The 20,915-nt window shown below is 64.1% G+C and carries 14 protein-coding genes; 2 read left to right on the forward strand and 12 right to left on the reverse strand.

Annotation, left to right across the window (positions count from 1 at the left end):
- Nucleotides 1–154: 154 nt before the first annotated feature.
- Together ACI7M0_RS15870 and ACI7M0_RS15875 are read right to left on the reverse strand one after the other, a co-directional pair.
- Nucleotides 155–1,780 carry a methyl-accepting chemotaxis protein gene (locus ACI7M0_RS15870; RefSeq protein ID WP_129932264.1) on the reverse strand — a complete coding sequence of 542 codons (1,626 nt, stop codon included), beginning with the start codon at nt 1,778–1,780 and terminating at the stop codon, nt 155–157.
- Nucleotides 1,781–2,028: 248 nt separating this feature from the next.
- The gene (locus ACI7M0_RS15875) at nt 2,029–3,519 is read right to left on the reverse strand and encodes a PLP-dependent aminotransferase family protein (RefSeq protein ID WP_129932265.1); all 1,491 of its coding nucleotides are present in this window, start codon (nt 3,517–3,519) and stop codon (nt 2,029–2,031) included.
- On the opposite strand from ACI7M0_RS15875, the gene ACI7M0_RS15880 reads away from it, so the two are divergent.
- On the forward strand, nt 3,520–5,286 hold the full coding sequence (locus ACI7M0_RS15880) for an NAD(P)H dependent flavin oxidoreductase family protein (protein ID WP_129932266.1): 1,767 nt from the start codon (nt 3,520–3,522) through the stop codon (nt 5,284–5,286). It abuts the gene before it with no gap.
- Nucleotides 5,287–5,358: 72 nt separating this feature from the next.
- Complete coding sequence (locus ACI7M0_RS15885; RefSeq protein ID WP_129932267.1) at nt 5,359–5,817, forward strand: GNAT family N-acetyltransferase; 459 nt, start codon at nt 5,359–5,361, stop codon at nt 5,815–5,817.
- A gap of 153 nt (nt 5,818–5,970) precedes the next feature.
- Here ACI7M0_RS15885 and dapA read toward each other — a convergent pair whose 3' ends face one another.
- The 10 genes from dapA to ACI7M0_RS15935 all read right to left on the reverse strand — a co-directional run bounded on the left by dapA (nt 5,971) and on the right by ACI7M0_RS15935 (nt 20,884).
- Nucleotides 5,971–6,837, reverse strand: coding sequence for a 4-hydroxy-tetrahydrodipicolinate synthase (dapA, locus tag ACI7M0_RS15890; protein ID WP_129932268.1), 867 nt, complete (start codon nt 6,835–6,837; stop codon nt 5,971–5,973).
- A gap of 337 nt (nt 6,838–7,174) precedes the next feature.
- Complete coding sequence (gene bcsC / locus ACI7M0_RS15895; RefSeq protein ID WP_129932269.1) at nt 7,175–10,693, reverse strand: cellulose synthase complex outer membrane protein BcsC; 3,519 nt, start codon at nt 10,691–10,693, stop codon at nt 7,175–7,177.
- Entirely contained in the window at nt 10,681–11,796 is a 1,116-nt protein-coding gene (bcsZ, locus tag ACI7M0_RS15900) for a cellulose synthase complex periplasmic endoglucanase BcsZ (RefSeq protein WP_129932270.1), read from the reverse strand. The genes bcsC and bcsZ overlap by 13 nt, the downstream gene beginning before the upstream one ends.
- On the reverse strand, nt 11,796–14,084 hold the full coding sequence (gene bcsB, locus ACI7M0_RS15905; RefSeq protein WP_129932271.1) for a cellulose biosynthesis cyclic di-GMP-binding regulatory protein BcsB: 2,289 nt from the start codon (nt 14,082–14,084) through the stop codon (nt 11,796–11,798). Before bcsB ends, bcsZ begins: the two co-directional genes overlap by 1 nt.
- Nucleotides 14,081–16,690 carry a UDP-forming cellulose synthase catalytic subunit gene (gene bcsA / locus ACI7M0_RS15910; RefSeq protein WP_129932272.1) on the reverse strand — a complete coding sequence of 870 codons (2,610 nt, stop codon included), beginning with the start codon at nt 16,688–16,690 and terminating at the stop codon, nt 14,081–14,083. Before bcsA ends, bcsB begins: the two co-directional genes overlap by 4 nt.
- Nucleotides 16,687–17,394: a cellulose biosynthesis protein BcsQ gene (gene bcsQ / locus ACI7M0_RS15915; RefSeq protein WP_064491569.1), complete on the reverse strand. Its 708-nt coding sequence runs from the start codon at nt 17,392–17,394 to the stop codon at nt 16,687–16,689. The genes bcsA and bcsQ overlap by 4 nt, the downstream gene beginning before the upstream one ends.
- Nucleotides 17,391–17,609, reverse strand: coding sequence for a cellulose biosynthesis protein BcsR (gene bcsR / locus ACI7M0_RS15920; RefSeq protein WP_020192942.1), 219 nt, complete (start codon nt 17,607–17,609; stop codon nt 17,391–17,393). The genes bcsQ and bcsR overlap by 4 nt, the downstream gene beginning before the upstream one ends.
- Entirely contained in the window at nt 17,606–19,219 is a 1,614-nt protein-coding gene (bcsG, locus tag ACI7M0_RS15925) for a cellulose biosynthesis protein BcsG (protein ID WP_129932273.1), read from the reverse strand. The genes bcsR and bcsG overlap by 4 nt, the downstream gene beginning before the upstream one ends.
- The gene (gene bcsF / locus ACI7M0_RS15930) at nt 19,212–19,397 is read right to left on the reverse strand and encodes a cellulose biosynthesis protein BcsF (protein ID WP_010953551.1); all 186 of its coding nucleotides are present in this window, start codon (nt 19,395–19,397) and stop codon (nt 19,212–19,214) included. The genes bcsG and bcsF overlap by 8 nt, the downstream gene beginning before the upstream one ends.
- Entirely contained in the window at nt 19,394–20,884 is a 1,491-nt protein-coding gene (locus ACI7M0_RS15935) for a BcsE family c-di-GMP-binding protein (protein WP_129932281.1), read from the reverse strand. The genes bcsF and ACI7M0_RS15935 overlap by 4 nt, the downstream gene beginning before the upstream one ends.
- Nucleotides 20,885–20,915: the final 31 nt, after the last annotated feature.

Raw genomic sequence — 20,915 nt, forward strand, 5'->3', positions numbered from 1 at the left:
AGATACTGTGTCCATTGAATTCTTCAGTGAAGGGAAAAAAGGCCCCGCGCTCGGGGCGGTCGAACTTTATTCAAGCGTAGTTTCGAAGTCAACCCGCAAGGGGAACTTTAAATAAGTTTAACCTTATCTTAATGTTCCACGCAGGCGCAGCGCCTCAAACCTTGAACCGCCCCACCAACGCCGTCATCTCCCCCACCAGCCCCGACAACGCCTTGCTCGCCTCGCTGGTCTGCTGCGCACCCGCCGCGGAATGGTTGGACAGTTCGCGGATGTTCAGCAAGTTGCGGTCTACTTCCCGCGCCACCTGAGCCTGCTCTTCGGCCGCACTGGCAATGACCAGATTGCGCTCGTTGATTTCGCCGATCGCACTGTAGATGCCCTCCAGCACTTGCCCCGAGGCCAGGGTCACGTCCAGTGTCGACTGGGCGCGGTTGGTGCTGGCCTGCATGGAAGCCACCGCAGCTTCGGTCCCCGCCTGCACGCTGCCGATCATCTGCTCGATTTCCTGGGTCGATTGTTGCGTGCGGTAAGCCAGTGTGCGCACCTCATCCGCCACCACCGCAAAGCCGCGCCCGGCCTCACCGGCACGGGCCGCCTCGATGGCAGCATTGAGCGCCAGCAGGTTGGTCTGCTCGGACACCGAGCGGATCACCTCCAGCACCTTGCCGATGTCCCGCACCTGCCCCACCAACTGCTGCAGGTGCGCACTGCTGGTCTGGATTTCGCGGGTCATGGCTTCGGTGCCGTCGATATTTTCGCTGACTTGCCGGCGGCTTTGCGCGGCCAGCTGGTTGGATTCACTGGTGGTTTGCGAGGTGGTGATCGCGTTGCGCGCAACCTCCTCCACTGCCGTGGTCATTTCGGTCACGGCAGTCGCGGCCTGCTCCAGCTCCTGCCCCTGCTGACGCAGGTTATTGGCGCTTTCCTCGGTGACCGCGTTCAACGCCGTGGCGGCGGCGTCCAGCTGCCGGGCACAGTTGTTGATCTGCCCAAGGGTGTCGCGCTGGCTCTGCTGCATGCGCTGCAGCTCATGGAACAGTTGGCCGATCTCGTTGTTGCCCTGCCCTTGCACCGGCACACTCAGGTCGCCACTGGCAATGCGCTGGAAATGCCCACCGGCTTCACGCAGGGGGTGCAACACACGCTGGGCAATGAACGCCCAGCACAGCACCGCCAGCACCACGGTCACGCCCAGCAGGCACAGGCTCAGCAATTGTGCCCGGGCCAGACGCCGGTCGGACTCGAGCATGATTTGCTGGCCACGTTCGCTCAGTGTGGTCACCAGCTGCTGGCGCAGGGTTTGCAACCGCCCCATGGCATTACCGGCATCGCTGTTGACCTTGAAATACTGCTCCAGCGAACGCTGGCGGGTCGCTTCACGCTGCCCAGCCACCGCCTTGGCGTATTCGGCAAAGGTAGCCTGCAGCTCGGATGCCAGCACGCGAAGGGCGGGTTCGCGGGCGTTTTCGACAAATTCTTCGACCAGCGCCTGGCTCTTGTTGTTCAGCTCCACCGACAGCGCCATGCGCTTGCCTGCACTCTCGTCATGGCCACCCAACTGCTCGATAAAGCCCGAAGACACGTTGGCGCTGGAGCGAATCGCCATCAGCAACGCATTGTTCAACCGGTCCGACTGGTGCGCAGTCTGGTCCAGTTCAGTGATCTGCTGGTCGCTACCCACGGCAGCCCACCAGGCACTGGCAGTCGAAAACAGCAGGGTCAGGCTGAACAGCGACAACACCCAGAACATTCCGGTGCGAATTTTCAGGTTGGCAAGCATGCGGGCAGTACTCCTTGTTGGCACCACTTCTGATGGATGATTCGAGGGTGGGTGTGCTGCTATCGGAGGTACTGGCGCAGGCTTGAGGCGCCGCGATGCGATTATGTGCGGTAACCGAACGGAATGCGTTGAGACCCAGAGGCCTCGAAACCCTTGAGGGCATAACCCTTTTGCATAAATCCTGAGGCCAGCGCGATCACTGTGGGAGCGGGCTTGCCCGCGAACACGGGCGAAGCCCGTGCCATCCGCTACCGCGCCTTGCCAATCGCTTTCGCTGCGTCTGCCAGGCGTTGGGTCGCCTGCCGGATCTCATCCGCATCCAGCGAAGCAAACCCCAGGCGCAAGGCGTTCTCGGCATGGCCAAACGGTGAAAACTGTCGCCCACTGCGCACCACCAGGCCCAGCTCCAGTGCTTTGTCGACCAACTGATCCACGTTGATCCCATCGGCAAACCTCACCCACAGCGCCAGACCACCTTCTGGCGCCTGCACGCTGATCTGCTCACCGAACGCATCGCGCAAACACCCCAACAAGGTCTCACGCCGGCGCCGGTACTCGCGGTTGACCCGGCGCAGGTGCTTCTTCAGTTCGCCATCATTGATCAGGTCCGCCAACATCTGCTGCATGACTGCATCGCCCTGCCCCAGGGTCAGCATCGCCCTGCGTTCCAGCACGGTTGTCACTTCCACCGGTGCCACGATATAGCTGCAACGGAACGTGCTGCCCAAAGGCTTGGACAGTGAGCCAATGTAAATCACGTGCCGCTGCTGGCGGTCGCTGGCCAACGGCAGATAGGGCCGCCCGGCAAAGTGGTATTCGTAGTCGTAATCTTCTTCGACCACGCAAAAGGCATGCTGGCGCGCCAGCTCCAGCAGCTGTTGCCTGCGCCCGGCTGGCAGGCTGACCGTGGTCGGGAACTGGTGATGGGGCGTTATGTACATCATCCGCACCTTGTGCTGCCGGCACAGGGCATCGAGCTGGTCGACCCGGCAACCCTCATGGTCCAGCTCCACGGTCACCAAGCGGGCACCCAGCTGACGGAAGATCTCCCAGGCAGGGGGGTAACTCAGGCGCTCGACCAGCACAACGTCACCCGGCTTGAGCAACACACTGGCCACCAGGGATAGTGACATCTGCACCCCCTGGGTCAGGCAGATATGCTCGGCACCAACGTTCAGGCTGCGGTTGTGTCGCACCATGTCGGCCAGGGCGCTGCGCAGATTGCGGCTGCTGCACTCACTGCCGTGGCGCACGCTGTTGCTGGTGAAGCTGCTGCGCAAGGCATTGCGGTAATAGCGATGCAGTACAGCCTGTGGCAGCAGGCGGTGGTCACAGGCGCCGTTGTCGAAGAACAAGGCCCCCGGCCGCCCTTGCTGCGCTACAGCCTGTTCGTTCGCCTTGAAGTAGGCAACGGCAGGTTCCTCTGGCAGCGCCAGGGCAAAAGGCCGCACGGCACCGGAAACGGCCGCGGTGCCAGGCGCCAGCTGCTGGCTGACAAAGGTGCCCCGGCGTTGCACGCTTTGCAGCCAGCCTTTGGTTTCGGCTTCCTCATAAGCAAGGATCACGGTCTTGCGATTGACGTTCAGCAATTGCGCCATCTCCCGCGTGCCCGGCAACGGCGTGCCAGGGCGCAGGCGACCCTCGCTGATTGCGGCCACCAGCCCTTCGACGATCTGCCGGTACGAAGCCTGTGCCCCATCGAGTTTGAGCAGTGGCTGCCATTTACGAAGCTGGACCATATGAAATATCCAAAACTGGAGGTTCTGCTGGTCCTGGACTATAGCAACAATCGAACCTCCATTTGCCCCGAGGTGCTCATGCAAAGCCGCCACATCATTGAATTGTCGCCCTCGGGCAAAACGTTCGAAGCCAGCCAGGAGCTGCTGCTCGATGCCATGCTCGCCAGCGGCCTGCCGGTACCCTTCTCCTGCCGCCGCGGCGCCTGCGGCTCGTGCAAGGTCAAGGTGGTGTCGGGGCAGCATCAGGACAAGCAGCGGGATGTGGACACACCGCCGCCTTCCTACCCCTTGGCCGCCGACGAGATGTTGCTGTGCCAGAGCCACGCCTGCAGCGACATGCGCCTGGAAATACCCGGCTGGTCACTGGACGCCCCGGCACTGGAAACCCAGGCACAGGTGGTTGGCAAGCGCGCGCTGAGCGCAGATATCGTCGAGCTGGTGTTGCAGCCTGCTCAGCCGCTGGAGGTGCGGGCGGGCCAGTACATGCGGTTCCAGCTGGACAACGGCGACAGCCGCTGTTTCTCCATTGCCAACCTGCCTGCCCAGGCACAAGGGCAACTGGTGTTTCACATCCGCAAGGTCAGCGGTGGGCTGTTCACCGAAGGTTTGCTGCCCACCCTGCAAGCAGGTGCAACGGTAAAGCTCGAAGGACCGCTGGGCGCCTGTACCTGGCAGCACGATGACCAACGCCCGCTGATCCTTTTCGCCACCGGCACAGGTTACGCCGGCATCAAGCCGCTGCTGCTGACGGCCTTGGCCGGCGATGCCGACGTCACGCTGTACTGGGGCGGCTCTTCGCCGGCGGATTTTTATGATCGCGAATTTCTCGATGTGTCCAGCAGCGTGCACCCGCACTTCCGCTGGCAACCGGTACTCTCGGCCCAGGCCCGTATACAGCAGGTGGCGCTCAGCCAGACGCATCGCTGGGGCGAAGCCCAGGTCTACGCCTGTGGCAATGCCAATATGATCAGCCAGACTCGCGAGCAATGCCTTGCGGCAGGGGTACAGCCCCATCGTTTTGTGGCCGAGGCCTTTGTCGCCAGTGGTGCACTGACAACGCAGGCTTCAGCAGCCAGCACACTGCACCCTGAGCTGGAAAAGGTCGGCCCACGTTATTCGCTGGACGGCATGCTCGCGGCCCGCGAACAGTCGGTGCGGGCCGTGGCTGCCATTGCCAGCCAACTGCAGGTCGGCATGACCACTGCCCAGGCCCTGGAGATGGCCGCGCATACCCTGCAGGCGATGGGCGCCTCACACACTTGGCACCCCACCTACATCCGATTTGGCGACGATACCGTGCGTACGCCACGGCAAGGCATTGACCTTCAACGTGCGCTACGCGCCACGGACATCGTCGTGGTCGACGTTGGCCCGGTATGGGATGGCTATGAAGGTGACTATGGCGATACGTTCGTGTTTGGCCAGCACGCCCTGCACCACGCCTGCGTGAAGGCACTGCATGAAGTGTTCGACGAGACCCGTCAGGCCTGGGGCCGCGGGTTGACCGGGCGTGAACTGTACGACTTCGCCGAGCGCAGTGCCCAGGCCAAAGGTTGGCAGCTGGAGCGCAACCTGGCCGGGCATCGCATCGCCGACTTCCCGCATGTGTTGTATGGCCAGGACAAGCTGGCCGAGGTGGAGATTGTCCCGAGCGAGGTGGTGTGGGTGCTGGAGATACAGCTGTGCCACCCTACCGAACCTGTCGGGGCATTCTTCGAAGACATCCTGATTGGCGAGCGCAAGCCGGGCGCTGCCAGGGCTGCTTGATACCGCATCGGCCCTTGAACCCGTAACAGGTTAAAGTGGGCAACAGAAGGACACCCGACAAGGACGATTACCATGCAAGTACGCACGCTCACCCCTGACGACCTCCCCCAAGCCTGCGCCTTGTGCATGGATGCCTTCATGCAGGCAGTCGCGCCCACGCTATCGGCGCAAGGTATCGAGACCTTTACCCAGGTGTCAGCACCCCAGGCGTTTGCCGAGCGCATGCAGGGTGACAACCTCATGCTGGCCTGTTTTTTCGAAGGCGCTATCGCGGGGCTGATCGAGCTCAAGGAAGGCCGTCACGTTGCGATGTTGTTCATTGCACCAAGCCTGCAACGCCGGGGTATAGGCAAGCGCCTGATGAACGCAGCACTGGAGCATGCCAGAACTGAGGTGGTGACGGTAAAGGCATCATTGTCTTCTGTACCCGCCTACCAACGCTACGGCTTCACCCCGGCAGGCGACGTGGGTGAGTTTGCCGGGCTGGTGTATCAGCCGATGGAAAAGCGCCTGCCGACCCAGCCAGCGTAGGAGCAACCTGGGGTCGCGACAGGGCCGCAAAGCGGCCCTGGCAATACTCTGTCTCAGCGCGTTGCTGGCAGAAATCCGCTCGCGAGGCACCCGCCGACCCCGAACCGACCAAGGGTGTGGCGGCTTGTCAACCCGCCATCAACCATTGCCGCTTCAGGCGCCGAGTGAACACAGCACGCTTTGCAGCTTGTCTCGGGTGGTATTCGTGCACGCCTGCATGGGCTCGCGCAGCTCGTCTGCAATCAGGCTTTGCAGCTGCAATGCCGCCTTGACCACGGCCGGGTTGGGCTCGGCAAAGGCCACCTTGATCCAGGGCAGCAACTGGTAGAACGTACCACGCGCGGCGGCCCAGTCGCCGCTGTCGACCTGCTGCACCATGCGTACGTACAGGTCGGCGCGCACATGCGCGGAGGCCGAAATGGCGCCAGCCCCACCCAGGCACAGGTTATTGAAGATCTGCAGGTCTTCACCGGCCAGCACCTGAGCGTGGCCGTCCTCGATCAGGGCCATGGTCGTCTCGTTGTCACCGCCACAGTCTTTCACCGCCGCAATACGTGGATGGCGCACGATACGGCGCAGGGTTTCACGTTCGATGCGTACGCCAGTGCGGTAGGGAATATCGTAGACGATCACTGGCACGCGGGCCGCATCGGCCACGGTAGCGAAGAAGGCTTCGATGCCAGCCTGCGAAGGGCGGATATAGCAAGGTGCGGGAACCAGCAGCCCGCCAATGTCACGCTGCTGGATTTCAGCCTGGAAGGCCAGCAACTCACGCAGGTTGTAACCTGACAGGCCCATCACCACCCTGCCCGGCTCCACCCAGGCCAGCACGGCATCCAGCAGCGCCAGTTGCTCGGCCTTGGACAACGCCGCCGCCTCACCCGTGGTACCGCACACCACAAAACCGGCCACACCGTCTTCGAGCAGCTTGTTCACCAGCTTTTCCAGGCCTGGGAAGTCGATTTCATTGGCGCGCATTGGCGTGACGAGGGCGATCCAGATACCACGGAAATTTGACATGCAAAAACTCCTGATGTTGACCGAAAGTCAGCGTCAGCAGGGCGAAGAGTGGAAGTGGTGGCAGGGATACCTGGCGCCTTCTGTCTCGTCAGCCCACCTGACGAGACAGCGCGCCTCGGTCAGATGAGCGGCTGTTTCTTGGATTTCTTGGCAACGGCAACGCACGCGCCTGCCTGGGCAATGAAGCCCGAAGCGGAAATGGCGTGGTTGGATGTGGACATGCTGGCAAGCCCGTTGCGTAGGTATGGCTGGATAATGGTGGGGCGCCGTGCCTGGTGTCAACCCTTGGCCCGCATCGCCCCGTGCAGGCGCGCCCCTTGCAACGCAGCAATTGCCGTCACCGCCACTCGCTGTAAGGCTCCAGCGGTGTCACCGGCAGGGCCAGGTTGCCTCGCCACGGTTCGAACAGGTAGCGCAGGTAGAGCATGCCATGGCTAGGTGCATAGTCATCGCTGTGCTGCCAGTCGAAGCCGCCGCCCAGTACCCACTGGTCACTCAGGCGCCGTTCGAACAGACCGCGCAGGCGGTAGCCCAACCCACTGCTGTCGCTGGCTTCAGTCATCGCATCGATGTTGGAATCGACGCCATAGTGCGCCAGTACCTTGCGGTTGATGTGTGCGTCCGGGTACAAGCGGCTACTGCCACTATGAGCCTGAGACCAACTGACGGAACCTTCCAGCAGCAGCGACCAGTCGTAGTTGCGCCAGGCATAACTGACCGGCACGCCCACCGAACTGTAGCGCTGCGGGCTGTAGTAACCGCCCTGCCCCAGGCTGTAGCCGCCCAGGTCCTTGTCATGGCGCCAGTGCATCAGCGTCACGCCAACACGTACACGCTCGTCGGCCTTTTCCACCACGCGGTGGTAAAAGCCGGCCATGGCCCGGGTCCGCTGGTTGTCGGCCACGTTTTCGCCGTACAGCCAATGGTGCCCCAGGCTGGCCCACACCCCGTTGTCGCCACCTTGGTCCCAACTCAGGCCGAGCGTGGCGCCATTGGCAGTGACCCCGCCCCAGCGCACGCCCGTCGGGCGGTCGCGTGCGCCGGCGAACGACAGCAATGAATTGCTCATCGGCCGGCGCGAGGCGGTCAGCGACCAGCCAACTTGCCCGAGGTCACCGTTGACCGTTGCGCCGCCCAGCCAGTTGTTGATTGCATAGCCCTGGGTGGTGCCCAGGTCGAACGCCCAGCGGCTGCCCTGCCAACCCAACGCCAACAGGCTGCCGTTTGCAGACTGCGATCCCCCCGTGCACGCGGGCAGTGTTTTGCCATCAGCGGTCTGGCCAACAAACTGGCAGCTGCCGAAGTCGGGGGTGTAGCGTCCCTGATCGTTCGGCTCGAACGACCCTGCATCCATGCCAATGCGCTCTACTCGCGCAAACGCGGTGCCCTCCTGCCAAGGGGTGTCGACATGCAACAAGGTCGACTGGGTACTCAGTTCCGAAGTACCGGGCGTACCGTCATCCTCGCGCCAGCCGTAGTCATGCATCAGCGTCACATGGGTATTGCGCTGGCGATACAGGGCATCCACATCACTGCGCAGGCTGCGGGCCAGCCAGTCGTCGCCATCCTGCTCGCGGCTGGCCAGGGTCAATGCACGGTCATCCCGTGGCGCTACGGCAGCACGGTCCAGCAACTGCGCATCGGCCATCGCTGCCGCGTAAAGGTCCAGTGCTCGTTGAGGATCATCCTGCGCTACCAGGCGGGCTGCGTCGCGCCGCAACAACGGATCGGGTCGCGTCTGCTGCGCGGCAATCCGGTCAAGCAGCCTGGCCGCCTGATCGTGTTCACCCAGCGCGGTCCACACCGCCGCCAGGCGCCGCTGGGCGTTGCCGTCATCAGCGGCAAATTGTGGCACCTTCACGCCCAGCATGTGCCGGGCCTGCTGCAGGTTGCCTTCGGCCACGGCGCTTTCCATCACCCCAAGGCGTGCATCAGGGCGCCCAGGCTGCACGACCAGTACACGCTGGTAATAGCTGCGCGCCTTGCCATGTTCACCACGCGCTGCTGCCCAGTCAGCCAACAGCATCAAGTCGTCCGGGCTACCTTCACCACGCGCCAGGCCGGCTTCAAGCAAGGCTGTCGCCTCGGCACTGCGGCCTTGTGCCTGCAACTGCTGCGCAGAGGCCAGGGTCATACGCCGTTGAACACGTTGCTCCAGCGCGTGCATATCCGCGCTCCAGGTCGCCTGAGGTACCGCCCTCAGACTGTCCAGAGCCAAGGCATCACGGTCGCTGGACTCCAGGAACAGGCCGTGGGCATAGCGCGTTGCCGGATCACGTGGCTGGTGCTGCACCAGCCTGGCAAATGCCGCGTCGGCCTCGCCAGTGCGCCCTTGGTGACGCAGACTGTTGGCCAGCTGATACACCAGCCAAGGCTCATCCGGGGCCAGGGCCGAAGCCTGGCCCAGCATGTGGCTGGCCGTCGACCAGTCCTCGCGCTGCAGGGCTTCGTCCCCTTGCTGGCGCAGCCGCGCAAGTTCCAGGCTGCGTCGCAGGCTGGCGAACTGCGCCTGCTGCCGTGGTGGCAGGCTGTCCAGGTATGCCTGCGCCTTGTCTGGCGATTGCGCCTGGTAAACGCGCATCAAGCCACGCACGGCACTTTCGTTATCCGGCGCCATACGCCGTACCTGCAGGTACTGCCGCTCGGCAGCCGCCACATCGCCCTCGGCCAGCGAGACATCTGCCAGGCCCAGCAACGCGTATTCATCCTTTGGCCGTTGCTGGCGAGCCTGCTGGTAAAGTGCGCGCGCACCGCGCACGTCTTTCACCTCCAGGGCCCGCTCGGCTTTTTTCAGCAGGGCCCAATACTGGCTGGACGACTCCAGGTCCTTCCATTGGCTGATCCAGTAGGTGTCCTGCTCCTTGGCGCTCGCCGCGCGGAACGCCGCATGGGCGTCTTCATGGCGGCCCTGGCGCATCAAGGCATAACCCAGGGCCCCATGCAGGCTGGCATCGCCCGGGTACTGGCGCAGGGCGCGGCGCAGCTGCGTTTCGGCCTCGACATTACGGCCCTTGTCGAGCAATGCCTTACCCCGTTGACCGGCCTGCCATGCCGGGTCGGCCAGCAGCTTGCGCTGCTGTTGCAAGGTCTCGCTGGCCTGTGCCAACAACGGTGAAGCCGGGTAACGCTGAAGAAAGGCTTGCCAGGCTGCCGCGGTGGTGGCACTCACGGCTTGCCCGGACAGGTAGTCGAACTCGCGCTGGGCAGCGGCATCCCGTGCACCGGGATCTCGCGCCAGCTGATCGAGCAGGGCCAAGGCCTCACGGTCACGCTTTTCGGCGAACAACCAACCAGCCAGGGTCTGGCGCAGCCCGGCGCTGCCTGGGTACTGCTGATCCAACCGCTGCAACTGGCGGATCGCCTCAGGGCGTTGGCCTGGCAGATTGCCGCGCACGCGCCAGTAGTCCAGGGCCAATTCAAGGCTGGGTGGTTCGCCGGCAAACAACTGTTCGTACACCGCCAGCGCCTCTTCGTTACGGCCGGTAACTGCCAGCAGACGCGCCTGCTGCAAGCGCCGTGCAGGCGCCGGTTGTTGAAGCTCAAGCAGGCGTGCGGCCTGACGTGCTTGCAGGCTGCCAGGCGCAACAGCACTGATCCGCGCACTCAACTGCTCGGCTTCACTGCTGTTCTTCTCGCGCAATGCCAGGCTCAAGGCCGCCAGCAACACGTCCGGGTTGCGCGGTTCAAGCAACTGCAAACGGCCCAGCGCATCGCGCACCAGGTCGTCACGGTGCAGCGCTTCGCCGCGGCGTACCTGGTCCAGCAGCCATTGGCGCTGTTCATCGATATCCTTGGGTTGCGCATCTGCCTGGCAGGTTATTGCCGCCAGCATCAACACGCCGATCATTCGCTGCATGGCGCGCTCCAGGCCGGCAACAGCCGGCCGTGCGGGTCAAAACGGTAACGGGCCTCGTCGAAGCCCTGGCCGAACAGCGCCAGCACCTGGCTGTAATACGCCTTGGCCTCGACCGGCTGTTCGCGCAAGCGCTGGCGCTGGGTCGCCAAGCCGGCCACGTGCTCTGGCGAGGCAGCAAGCAATGGCAGCAAGGCCGCAGAGAAACCCGCCGGGCCATGGCCGCGGGCTTCACCGCTGCGTGCATCCAGGTGCTCAGGAGGTAGCCCCTGGCGCTGGGTCAATGCCGCCATCGGCGCATAATGGGCCACCAGTTCGCGGCGTTGCGCCGCCCCCTCGGCCAACATGCCGACCCACAGGTACACACGAATGGCGTCATAATCACCGGCATTGCCATGTTTCGTGTCTGCCGCTGGCTTTCCGGCCGGCGTCCACAGCAACCAGTCCGGGGCAAAACCCTTTGGCGACGATGCCAACCACAAACGCCGCGTGTTGGCCGCCAGCTCACCCCACAAGGGGTCCACATCGCTGAAGCGGTCGAGCAGCTGCAGCGGCAGGTAGCTGGGGTTCAGGCGGGTACCCTGGGCGTCTTCGAAGCCGTAGTCACCTGGCAGCAACATCACGCCAAGGCCTGGAAGCTTGCGCACGGTCTGCGCGGCGATACGCCACAGCAGGTGCTGGCCCAGTTGCGTGTAGGCCGGCTGGTCCCACAACCGCCCTGCTTCCAGCAGGCTGTAGGCGATCCACAGATCGGCATCGCTGGCGTTGTTGGCGTCCAGCACCTGCCACTGCTGATGCCCGTCACGGCCCCACAGCCAGGCAGGCAGATGCCGGGCCAGGTCACCCTCGGCGAGATTGTTGCTGGTCCAACGCAGCAACTGCGCGAAGGTTTGCCGGTCGTTGCCTACCAGGGCGAAGAACAGCGCGTAACTCTGCCCTTCCGAGGTGGTGATCAGGCGCTCGTCACCCGGGTCGATGACCCGGCCATCCACACTCACCAGCTCGGCCTTGAACCGCTCCCAGGCAGGCCATGGGCAAACCGACCCGGCATTGGCGAAAACGGGCAGGCCTAAGGCGACCAGCCCTACCAGCATCTGGCGCATCATCACCCCGCCTCACCCAAGCGGCGCTTGCCTGCCCAGCGCAGTGCCCGCCACAACAAGAAGGCGAACAGCACCACACAAACAGCCGCAATCACCGCCAGCAACACAGGGTGCTCGGACAAGTGGAACCACAGCAGCAGCCACCACGGCAGCGCGCCCACGAAGTAGTGCTCGCCGACGAACTGGCTGCTCACGCCACTGCTGCGTACCAGCGTTACCGAACCCGCCACCGCATCGAGCTTGCCCACATCGCCAAGCACGTCGCGCAGCAATGCGTAATCGCTGTCGCTGTTGGCCAGCAAGGCCACAACACTGCGCTGCTCGTGGAACGGCGACTTCAGCCCGGTGATGGCCGCAATCGGCGCCTGGGCGCTGACCTCCACGCGGCTGCTTGCAGCCACCGGCTCAGTATCGAAACGCTGGCCACCGGGCAACGATGCGCTGCGGCCCTGCAGTAACCAGTCACGCTGGGCGCTGAGCAACAGACCAAGGTTGGGCGCATCGCGCAGGGCCTCGGGCAGGCTGCCGATCAGCAGCAAGTCGGCGTCTGCCGCTGCGACCTGTTGCCAGTCGTCGATCAATTGCAGGCCAAGCGCCGGGTAACCGATCTGTCCGGCCAACCCGCCAACTGTGTCGAGCAAAGTGCCGACCTGCATCGCCGTAGGTTTGGCCGGCATGATGACCAGCGTCTCGGACAGGTCGGCCATGCGGCTGAACGGGAAGCCACTGCGGGCGAATGCACGCAGGTCGGGCATGGCGATGTAATGGTGGTAACCGGAAAGGTCGATGGTGGAGTTGTCGTCGATCGCTGCACGCACGTCCACCGGCAGCGAGGTCTGGCAGCGATCGCGCTGGGCGCTGCCCAAGGTGCTGGCAAAGCTGAAGTCGAAGCGCAGGCGGTTGCGGTCGCCAATCTTCAGCGCCGGCACCAGCGAGTTCTCGCTCAATGCAGTGTTGTCACCGGACAGCACTGCCAGGCGCATTTCCTCAAGGGTACCGCCGCGCCGGTCATTGCCCACCAGCGGCATGCTGGTGATGTACTGATCGTTGACGCTGATGCTCAGGCGCGATTCGTCGGTCACCGCTGGCGCCGTATAACGGTACAGGGTGCGCAGCGGAATACCCTGGTTGCGCCAGACGAACAAGTCGGGCGGCAGGTTCAGTTCCAGTGTCACCGGCCGCGGTTGCAGGCCGCTGACTTGCAGTTGCTCGGGGTAATCCAGCAGTTCGGCAAATCGTACCGGCCGGTCGGTGCGCGTCCAGTTCGGCGCATCGTAGGGCTGACGCGGTTGCAGCGCAGTCATCTGCTCCACTTTGACGCGCGCGCCACGGAACAGATTGTTGCCGACCGCCAGCGCCGAGGCGGCCTTGATCAGGTCGTCGTCGTTACGGCCCAGCACCAGCAGCACTTTGCTGAAGCGGTCGTGCGGATGATCGATCACCTGCAGCACGGGCCCGTCGACTGGCGGGAACTGCTGCAGATCGGCGAGGAACTGCGGGCGACGGTCGTTGCTGGCAAACACGATGCTCGGTGCAGGTTTTTCGCCACGGGCCGGCAGGTTGTTGTACAACACAGGGAAGCTGGCCTTGCGCCAACCGGCCTGGCTGCCGAAGTAGGATGCCAGGATTGCCGCCGCACGCTGCTCGCCCAGGCTCGGCACGCCGCTGAACACCACCGGCAGCACTACCTTGCCGGTGTCGCGGGTATCGAAGAACGGCAACGGGAAATACGCCAGGTCGTTTTCCAGCACCAGCGCCTGCTCGTGCAACTGTACCTGGCTCTTGCGGTTGAGGTTAAGCCACAGGCCGCTGTGGGCCGGGTCTTCGCAGACATCGGTATAGTGCCCGACAAACTCCAGACGTACCCGGTTGAAGTCGCCAAGCAGTTTCGGGTCCAACGGCAGCTGGCGACGTACACGCTGGCCCAACTGCTCCTTTTCCACCGGAACTACGCCCATCAGCTCGTCGTTGAGGTAGACGCGCAAGTGCGACAGGTTCGGCAGCAAGGCTGGCGAAGGCGTGTAGTCCAGTTGCAAGCTGGCATCGGTGGCCAGGCGATCGCGACGCAGGCCAAACTCGATATGCTCACTGTTGCGTACCCCCAGCAGCAGGCTGTCGGACGCATGCCCAAGCTGCTCGAAGGTTTTCGCAACCTGCCAGTTTGGTACCGAGGGTGTGGGTACCGCAGGCTCGGCAAGCGGAGCTACGGAAGCAGCAGCGGCGCTCTGCGACAAGGCGGTAAACAGCGCCATCGCCAGGCCCCAGGTACGCGCGGGATAACCAGTCATCATGCGTCTCGATCAACAGGGTTCATGGAAGGGATTGCCCGCGGTGTGCGGGGCCAGTAGCTGGCCAGCCACAGCGCCAGCGAACGCAACGGGCGCAACCACGCCCGCAGCCATGGCGGCATGTGCTCGACCAGGCGCACGTAACCGACGCCACCCAGCTTCAACACATCGATCAGGCTGCGCAGCGGGCGCTCGACCTCGTGCTGCTCGTTCCAGCCAAGCCAGGCATCGGCGCGGGCAAAGGTGCAGTGGACCAGGTCGATACGCTGCTGCAGGGCGAGGTCGCGGAAAACCAGGCCGACGTGTTGCCCGACGGTACGGGTGACGCACGCCTGGAAGGCGAACTCGCGCTGGCCGCGGTTGAGCAGCAGGCGTACCTGCTCCCCCGGTTTCAGCTCCAGACCGGGCTGTACCTGCAGGCCGATACCGCCGTCGGAGTAGTCGACCAGGGTGCAGGGGTAGGCATGACCGCTGGCCAGCATCAGCCCCGCCGGCAAGCGCATCTGCACCCGATGGGCGCGGCGCACCTGGCGCACTTCGGCGGCCACCGCAACTGCGGCACCGATAATCAGCAGGTTGTAGATCACCCACAGCGAGCTGACGATCACCGTGCCGATTTCTGCCGTCGGGCCGGTGACCAGGCGCCACACCGCAAAGCCCAGACCCACCACGTTGAGCGCCGCCAGCCACAGGTAAGGTTGGGCGATGCGCCAGTCGAACTGTTCCTGCTCCATCAAGCCGCCCTTGGCGGTGACATTGAACGTGCCTTTTTTTGGCGCGAACAGCGCCACCGTGGTCGGGCGGGCGATGTACCAGGCCAGTACGGTCTCGTAGACCTCACCCCAGAAGGTTTGTCGGTACTTGCCCTGCATCCGCGAGTTGGTCAGGCTGGCGTGGATCATGTGTGGCAGCACGTACAGCAGAATCATCAATGCCGGTGCGTAAATGATGTAGGCATGCAGCAACAGGAACGCCAGTGGCGCCGTCAGGAACACCAGCCGCGGCAGGCCGGCCAGGAAGTGCAGCATCGCGTTGGCGTAGCACACCCGCTGGAACAGGCTAAGGCCACGCCCGAACAGCGGGTTGTCGGTGCGGAAGATCTGCACCATGCCACGGGCCCAGCGAATGCGCTGGCCGATGTGCGCCGACAGGCTTTCGGTGGCGAGGCCCGCGGCCTGCGGAATGCTCAGGTAGGCTGATGTCCACCCTTGGCGATGCAGGCGCAGGGCGGTGTGGGCATCCTCGGTCACGGTCTCGACGGCAAAACCACCGATGCTCTCCAGCGCGGTGCGGCGCAGCACGGCACACGAGCCGCAGAAAAACGCCGCGTTCCACATATCGTTGCCGTCCTGGATCAGGCCGTAGAACAGCTCCCCTTCGTTGGGGCGGCGGCGGAACGAACCGAGGTTGCGCTCGAACGGGTCAGGCGAGAAGAAATGGTGCGGTGTCTGCACCAGCGCCAGTTTAGCGTCCTTGAGGAACCAGCCCACGGTCAGTTGCAGGAAGGAGCGCACCGGCACATGGTCGCAGTCGAAGATGGCGATCAACTCGCTGTCGGTGACGCCCAGCGCATGATTGAGGTTGCCGGCCTTGGCATGCTTGCTGTCGGGCCGCACGATATACCCTACCCCGACTTCGTCGGCAAAGGCACGAAACGCGTCGCGGCGGCCATCATCGAGAATGTAGATGCGCAGGCACTCGCGTGGCCAGTCCAGGCCCAGCGCGGCCATTAACGTGGTGCGCACCACTGAAAGGTCTTCGTTGTAGGTGGGGATCAGCAAATCGACGGTTGGCCAGTGCCTGGTGTTGGCCGGGAGGTTTGCCGGCTTGCGCTGCAATGGCCAGCTGGTCTGGATGTAACCCAGGATCAGCACGAACCACGAATAGGTTTCTGCCGCCAACAGGATCACCCCGAATACCAAGTCGGTGGTGTCGTTCCAGTTCAGGGTCGAGGTGTAGCGCCACCACAGATAGCGGCACGAGATGATGGTCGACAGCACGATCAGCATCAAAGTCGGGAAACGCCCCGGCATGTGTCGCACCAGCAAGGCGATGACCAGCAGCAGGCAGATGAACATCAGCTGCGCCAGGTAGCCGAACGGTTCGGTCACGCACAGCAGGGCGAGGCTGAGGGCGAACACCGTCAGCACGCTGTAGAACGCCCGCCGGGCAAACACGCTCAGGCCGCGCAGGCGTGCCGAGGCCTGGTGCCTGAAAGCACTGGCGCGGTAGCGCGCGGGTAGCTGTTGCAGTGCATCGATCAGCAGGCCGCGGTAGTGGCGCGCCACCCTGCCTGCCCCCCGCAGGTGCATGCGCACCGCGCCCAACGCGCGGCGGCCAGGCCCTGCTGTACGCACCTGCGGTTGGCGCCGCAGCAACAACCACAGGCTCTGGATCAACAGACGCAGCGGGTCACCCAGGGTCGGGGGCTTGCCCGCCAGCTGCGGGTACAGGCGTTGGCGCTCGGCCAGCAGCGCCTGCCAGGCGGGTGATTCCAGGCGCAGGAACAGGAAGGCCAGCCACACGCCGAGGGTGAACAGCCACGCGACCGGCAGACGCGCACCACGGACAGTGAACCAGGTATAGGCCGACAGAGGGTTCAGGGTCACGGCTGGCGCCTCGTCAGACAGCGCACCGCCAGGCTTTGCACATCCCGGCAGGCCAGGCTCTGCGGTGCGTAAAGACCCAGGGGAGCCTTGTACGCCAGCGCTTCGAGGAAGGCTTCGTCGCGATGGACCACCTGGATCGGCAAGCGATCACGAAACAGGTCACGCCACACCATCAACAGGTCGCTCTGCAAGCGGCTGGCCGGGTCATAGCGGTTGACCAGCAGCATGTCGAAGTGCTCGAGCGGACGTCGCCCGAGCAGCAGGTGGCTGGCCATTTCCGCTTCTGCCACCAGTACCCGTACATCAGTCTCGATGCCATTGCCGGTGGTTTCGCCCGGCAATTGCGGCAGGTCGTACAACAGCCAGTCGAAATGCTCGGCCAGCTCGACCTGGCGAGCGCGCCATGACTGCGCATCGGGCACACGGTGCTGCGCACCGCCAGGCAGGTTGCCGTACGGCAGCAGGCACAGGCCATCGAGCACCTCGTACACGGCATCGCTGAACGGCCGCCCTTCCCGCTCGGCCAGCGCCCAGCCCTCGGACGTATCCAGCGGCAGGTTGAAGTGCAGCCCGAGCAAGTTGCTGGGGCACAGGTCAATCAGCAGCACCCGTTCGCCCACGCCCTGCAGCGCGTAGCCCAATGCAGCCAGCAAGGCGCTGCGCCCCAGGCCTCCGCGTACCCCATGCAATGCCAGGCTGGTCATGGCGCGACCCTCTCGCGCCGGGTGACAGCCGCGTACAGCGCATCGTCGCTGCTGGCCCTGCAGCTTTCACCCAGCAATGGCCAGCGCTGCAGGGCCTGCTGAACGCCCACCAGCATCGAGATGTCCTGATAGTTCAGCTCTGGCATGTCCAGGTGCTGGCGCAACTGGGCAATATCGTCGCTACGGTCGGACGGGTCTGACTTGCCAGTGATCATGGGCGCTCCTTGGGGATCGGCTGCCAGTCAGGCTGGCCTTGCAGGCGCATGTAGGCACGCCCCTGGTAATTCAGCACCTGTGCGCCAGAGGTTTCGGCAACCTGCTCGGTGGTTGGCAGGTCGGTCAGCAGGCCGGGCACATCCAGCACCTGCTGCTGGCCGAGGCCCGCATACACACGCGAGATCAGCTCGGACAGCGCCAGGTAGCTGGTGGCAGCTGTGACCCGCAGCGGCTCGTTGCGGGCAGGCTGGCCCATGCCGATGAACTTCAGGCCGACCGGCACATGGGTAATCGACGGCGTGGGAATTTCGCGCATGCCAGACAACTGCATGCGGTCACCATGCAACGCGGCCCCATGCTCAGGGACAATGGCCACCACTACCCGGCGGCCACTGCCCTCCAGTTCGTCAAGGAAGGTGCCAAGTTCGCCAAACAGGCGATTGGCGCGGGTGGCATAGTCGGCCACGCGGGTACCGCCGTCGGCAGTGACGATACGGTTGCCGTCATGCAGGCTGATGCTGTTGTAGAACAGTGACACATGTTCGTCCGGGGTGCCTTTGCGTTGCCCCCACCAACGGCGCAAGACATCCAGGTCACTGGCAATCGGCGAGCCGTCGAAGCCCACCAGTGCCCGTGGGAAGTCGGTATTGCGCATGCCCGGTTGCGGCATGCGCTGCTGGGTAATGTCGCCGATGAAGTTGTCGAACCGGCCGCTGTGGTTGAGCAAGGTGTTGCTCTGGAAACCCAGCCGGGCCAGGTTCTGGAACAACAGGCACTGCTCCGGGGCCGGTTGGTACAGCCCAGCGTGCGACGACTGCCCACAGCTGGCACGCAGCACACGGATGGCGGCCGGGCCGCTGTAGGAGGTCGCCGAGTTGAACTGGTCGAAGATCACGTCCATGCGCGACAACAGTGGGTTGTCCCGCAGCCCCACGGCGGACAGGTCATCCCAGGCCAGCGAGCAGATGTTGATTACCAGCAGGTCGAACGGTTGCTCATCGGCATTCACGGCAGGGAACGCCGTCACCCGCTCGCGCTCACTGGCGAAGAAGCGCTCAAGCCAGCTGTCGAGCGTGGCATTGTCGGCTGCTGCAGTGGCAGGCGCGGGTTCGGCTGCGGTACGCGCCGCCACGCCGGGCGCCTGGCCTGCAACCAGCGACGGCAAGCCGCCGACCGACAGCCATGCCAACCCCAGCAGGCTCAGGGTGCTCAGGCGCAGCCAATGGCGTAGGTACAGGTAACCCACCAGCAACATTGCCAGCGCCCCCAGCAGGTTCCAGTTGATGAAGCGGCCCAGCAGCTCGAGCAGATAGTCCCACGAGAAGTCCAGCACCCCCGGTTGCGCCAGCAGGCGGCTGAAGGGTGGCAGCCAGGTGTCCTGGTAGAAAAGCGCGATACCGATTGGCACCGCCAGCAGTTGCCGGGCAATACGCAGCCACTTGCCCGGCAAAGGGACAAGCAGAAACGCAGCGAACAACAGGTTCGGCAGCGCCTGGAAGTCGAGCATGCCCAGCGCGACCAGCAGAAACTTTGCAAAAAAATAGAGGTTCCACCCTCCCAGTCCAGGCCAGCGGGCCAGTACCGGGAGGGTGATGGTGGTATTAGTCATTCTGGGGTTCCTGGCGTGCAGCGCGGCGGCGTACGCCCAGCGGTTTCAGGTAACGGGGGGGAAGGCGACGGCGCAACACGCCACGTAATGCCGAACACAGGCGCACTAGCAACAAGGCCAGGCCCAGCGTGACGAGTGCGGTAATGCCGACCACCTGCAGCAGTTGCACGAAGTTCATGCGCCACCCCGCTTGGCCAGGCCGACCTTGCGCGGTGCCAGCGCCGACCATGCCTGTGCAGGCAGTTGCGTCGCCGTGTCGCTTCGGGGTGGCTGCGGTAGGTTGCTGTCGAGGAAGGCCGGAGTGGCCAGGCTGTCGACGCCGGCAAGTACCTCCTGGCTGATGAACAGCTCTTTCCATGACAGCTGGAAGATGTGGTCAAGCGCTTGCTCGACCCCTTCGGAGCGGCAGGCGAACAGGAACAGGAACAGCACCTCGCCAACCACGCAGGCGATGTCGCCATCACGGCGGAATACCGTACGCGAGCAAGCCTGCAGCGGGGTCAGGCCAGGCGCCGGACGCAACACCAGCAACTGGTGGACGATTTCGCCGTTGCGCACCCCGTGCCACATGCTTTGCACGGCATCGGCGAACGCCCGTGGTGCTACCAACCCGCAGATGGCCAGCGGCCGCAGGCGTGCCAGCAAGGCATCGAAGTCGGTTGGCAGGTGTCGACGCCAGACGTAACCCTGGATGCTCTCTACCATGGTCAGGAAGCGTGACAAGCTGGCACCGAACGGCACGATCTGGCTGGCACCACAAGCCAGCAGCAACTGTTCGTCTTGATAACGCAGGGTCGGCGCCATTTCGCGCACGACCAGCTTCAAGGCGTTGCCACGCGACTGCCGCAGGTGGTGCAGCTGGCGCGCCAGGCTATCCAGACGCTGCCCACCGTCCATGGCAAAGATCACCGTGGCAGACACCGCCCGGCTGGCTTTGCCCCCCAGTTCCTCAAAGCTTTCGCAGACCTGCCAGTGTTCGGAGAAGGCTGGCGCGCCTTCCAGTACCGGGCGCTGGGCCAGACACAGCAACTCGTCACCACCGGTGTCGCTGGGTGCCTGAGGCGCGGCAGCAACGACAAAGCCCGCGCTCAGCCGAGTCAGCTCCATGTCCCGGGTGGCGGCTTTGCCAAGCGGGTTGCTCCAGAAATGCTGCAGGTAGCGTACCCCACCTTTGCCGCGGTACACCTGTCCCAGGCCGTCGAGGCACTGGTTGAAAACGCGCAGGCGCTCGACCAAGGCAGTGCTCTGCCCTCCACTGACGACCAGCAGCAACGCCGCTTCAGCCAACAATGCCTGGCGCAGCGCATTGCACCAGTGCTCGACTTCGGTATCCACCCAGGCGTGTGCCGGTGCCAGCAGCACCAGCACACGCCCACGGGCATCAAGACGAGGCAGGTCTTCAACCAGATAACGGGTGGCTTGCGAGTTGGCCTCATACAGTGCCAGCTCGGCCGGACCGCGCGTCGCGTCGAGCGCACCCAGCACGTCATCCATGGCTTGCGCATCGGCGATCAGGGCTGCCCTGGCATTATCGGGCATGCCTTCGACTACCTGGCGGCATAGCAAGGAGGCGTCTTCGGCGGCGTCACAGGCTAACCAGTACAGTCCTTGTTGATGAAGCTGGCTGCTCTCGACGCTCAGGCCGGAAATCGCCAACAACTGCATTCCATTAGTCAAAACACTGGCTCTGCAAAAG

Origin of the sequence: Pseudomonas sp. 10(2024), from assembly GCF_045164175.1 — a bacterium.
GTDB classification, from domain to species: domain Bacteria; phylum Pseudomonadota; class Gammaproteobacteria; order Pseudomonadales; family Pseudomonadaceae; genus Aquipseudomonas; species Aquipseudomonas alloputida.

Bases quoted from the DNA above. Each gene is read 5' to 3' on its own strand.
- bcsR (WP_020192942.1), bottom strand. From the start codon at position 17,609: ATGATCACTGGCAAGTCAGACCCGTCCGACCGTAGCGACGATATTGCC.
- bcsB (WP_129932271.1), bottom strand. From the start codon at position 14,084: ATGATGACTGGTTATCCCGCGCGTACCTGGGGCCTGGCGATGGCGCTG.
- ACI7M0_RS15885 (WP_129932267.1), top strand. From the start codon at position 5,359: ATGCAAGTACGCACGCTCACCCCTGACGACCTCCCCCAAGCCTGCGCC.
- ACI7M0_RS15875 (WP_129932265.1), bottom strand. From the start codon at position 3,519: ATGGTCCAGCTTCGTAAATGGCAGCCACTGCTCAAACTCGATGGGGCA.
- bcsZ (WP_129932270.1), bottom strand. From the start codon at position 11,796: ATGATGCGCCAGATGCTGGTAGGGCTGGTCGCCTTAGGCCTGCCCGTT.
- bcsC (WP_129932269.1), bottom strand. From the start codon at position 10,693: ATGCAGCGAATGATCGGCGTGTTGATGCTGGCGGCAATAACCTGCCAG.
- ACI7M0_RS15935 (WP_129932281.1), bottom strand. From the start codon at position 20,884: ATGCAGTTGTTGGCGATTTCCGGCCTGAGCGTCGAGAGCAGCCAGCTT.
- bcsQ (WP_064491569.1), bottom strand. From the start codon at position 17,394: ATGACCAGCCTGGCATTGCATGGGGTACGCGGAGGCCTGGGGCGCAGC.
- bcsG (WP_129932273.1), bottom strand. From the start codon at position 19,219: ATGACTAATACCACCATCACCCTCCCGGTACTGGCCCGCTGGCCTGGA.
- ACI7M0_RS15870 (WP_129932264.1), bottom strand. From the start codon at position 1,780: ATGCTTGCCAACCTGAAAATTCGCACCGGAATGTTCTGGGTGTTGTCG.
- bcsF (WP_010953551.1), bottom strand. From the start codon at position 19,397: ATGAACTTCGTGCAACTGCTGCAGGTGGTCGGCATTACCGCACTCGTC.
- ACI7M0_RS15880 (WP_129932266.1), top strand. From the start codon at position 3,520: ATGAAATATCCAAAACTGGAGGTTCTGCTGGTCCTGGACTATAGCAAC.
- dapA (WP_129932268.1), bottom strand. From the start codon at position 6,837: ATGTCAAATTTCCGTGGTATCTGGATCGCCCTCGTCACGCCAATGCGC.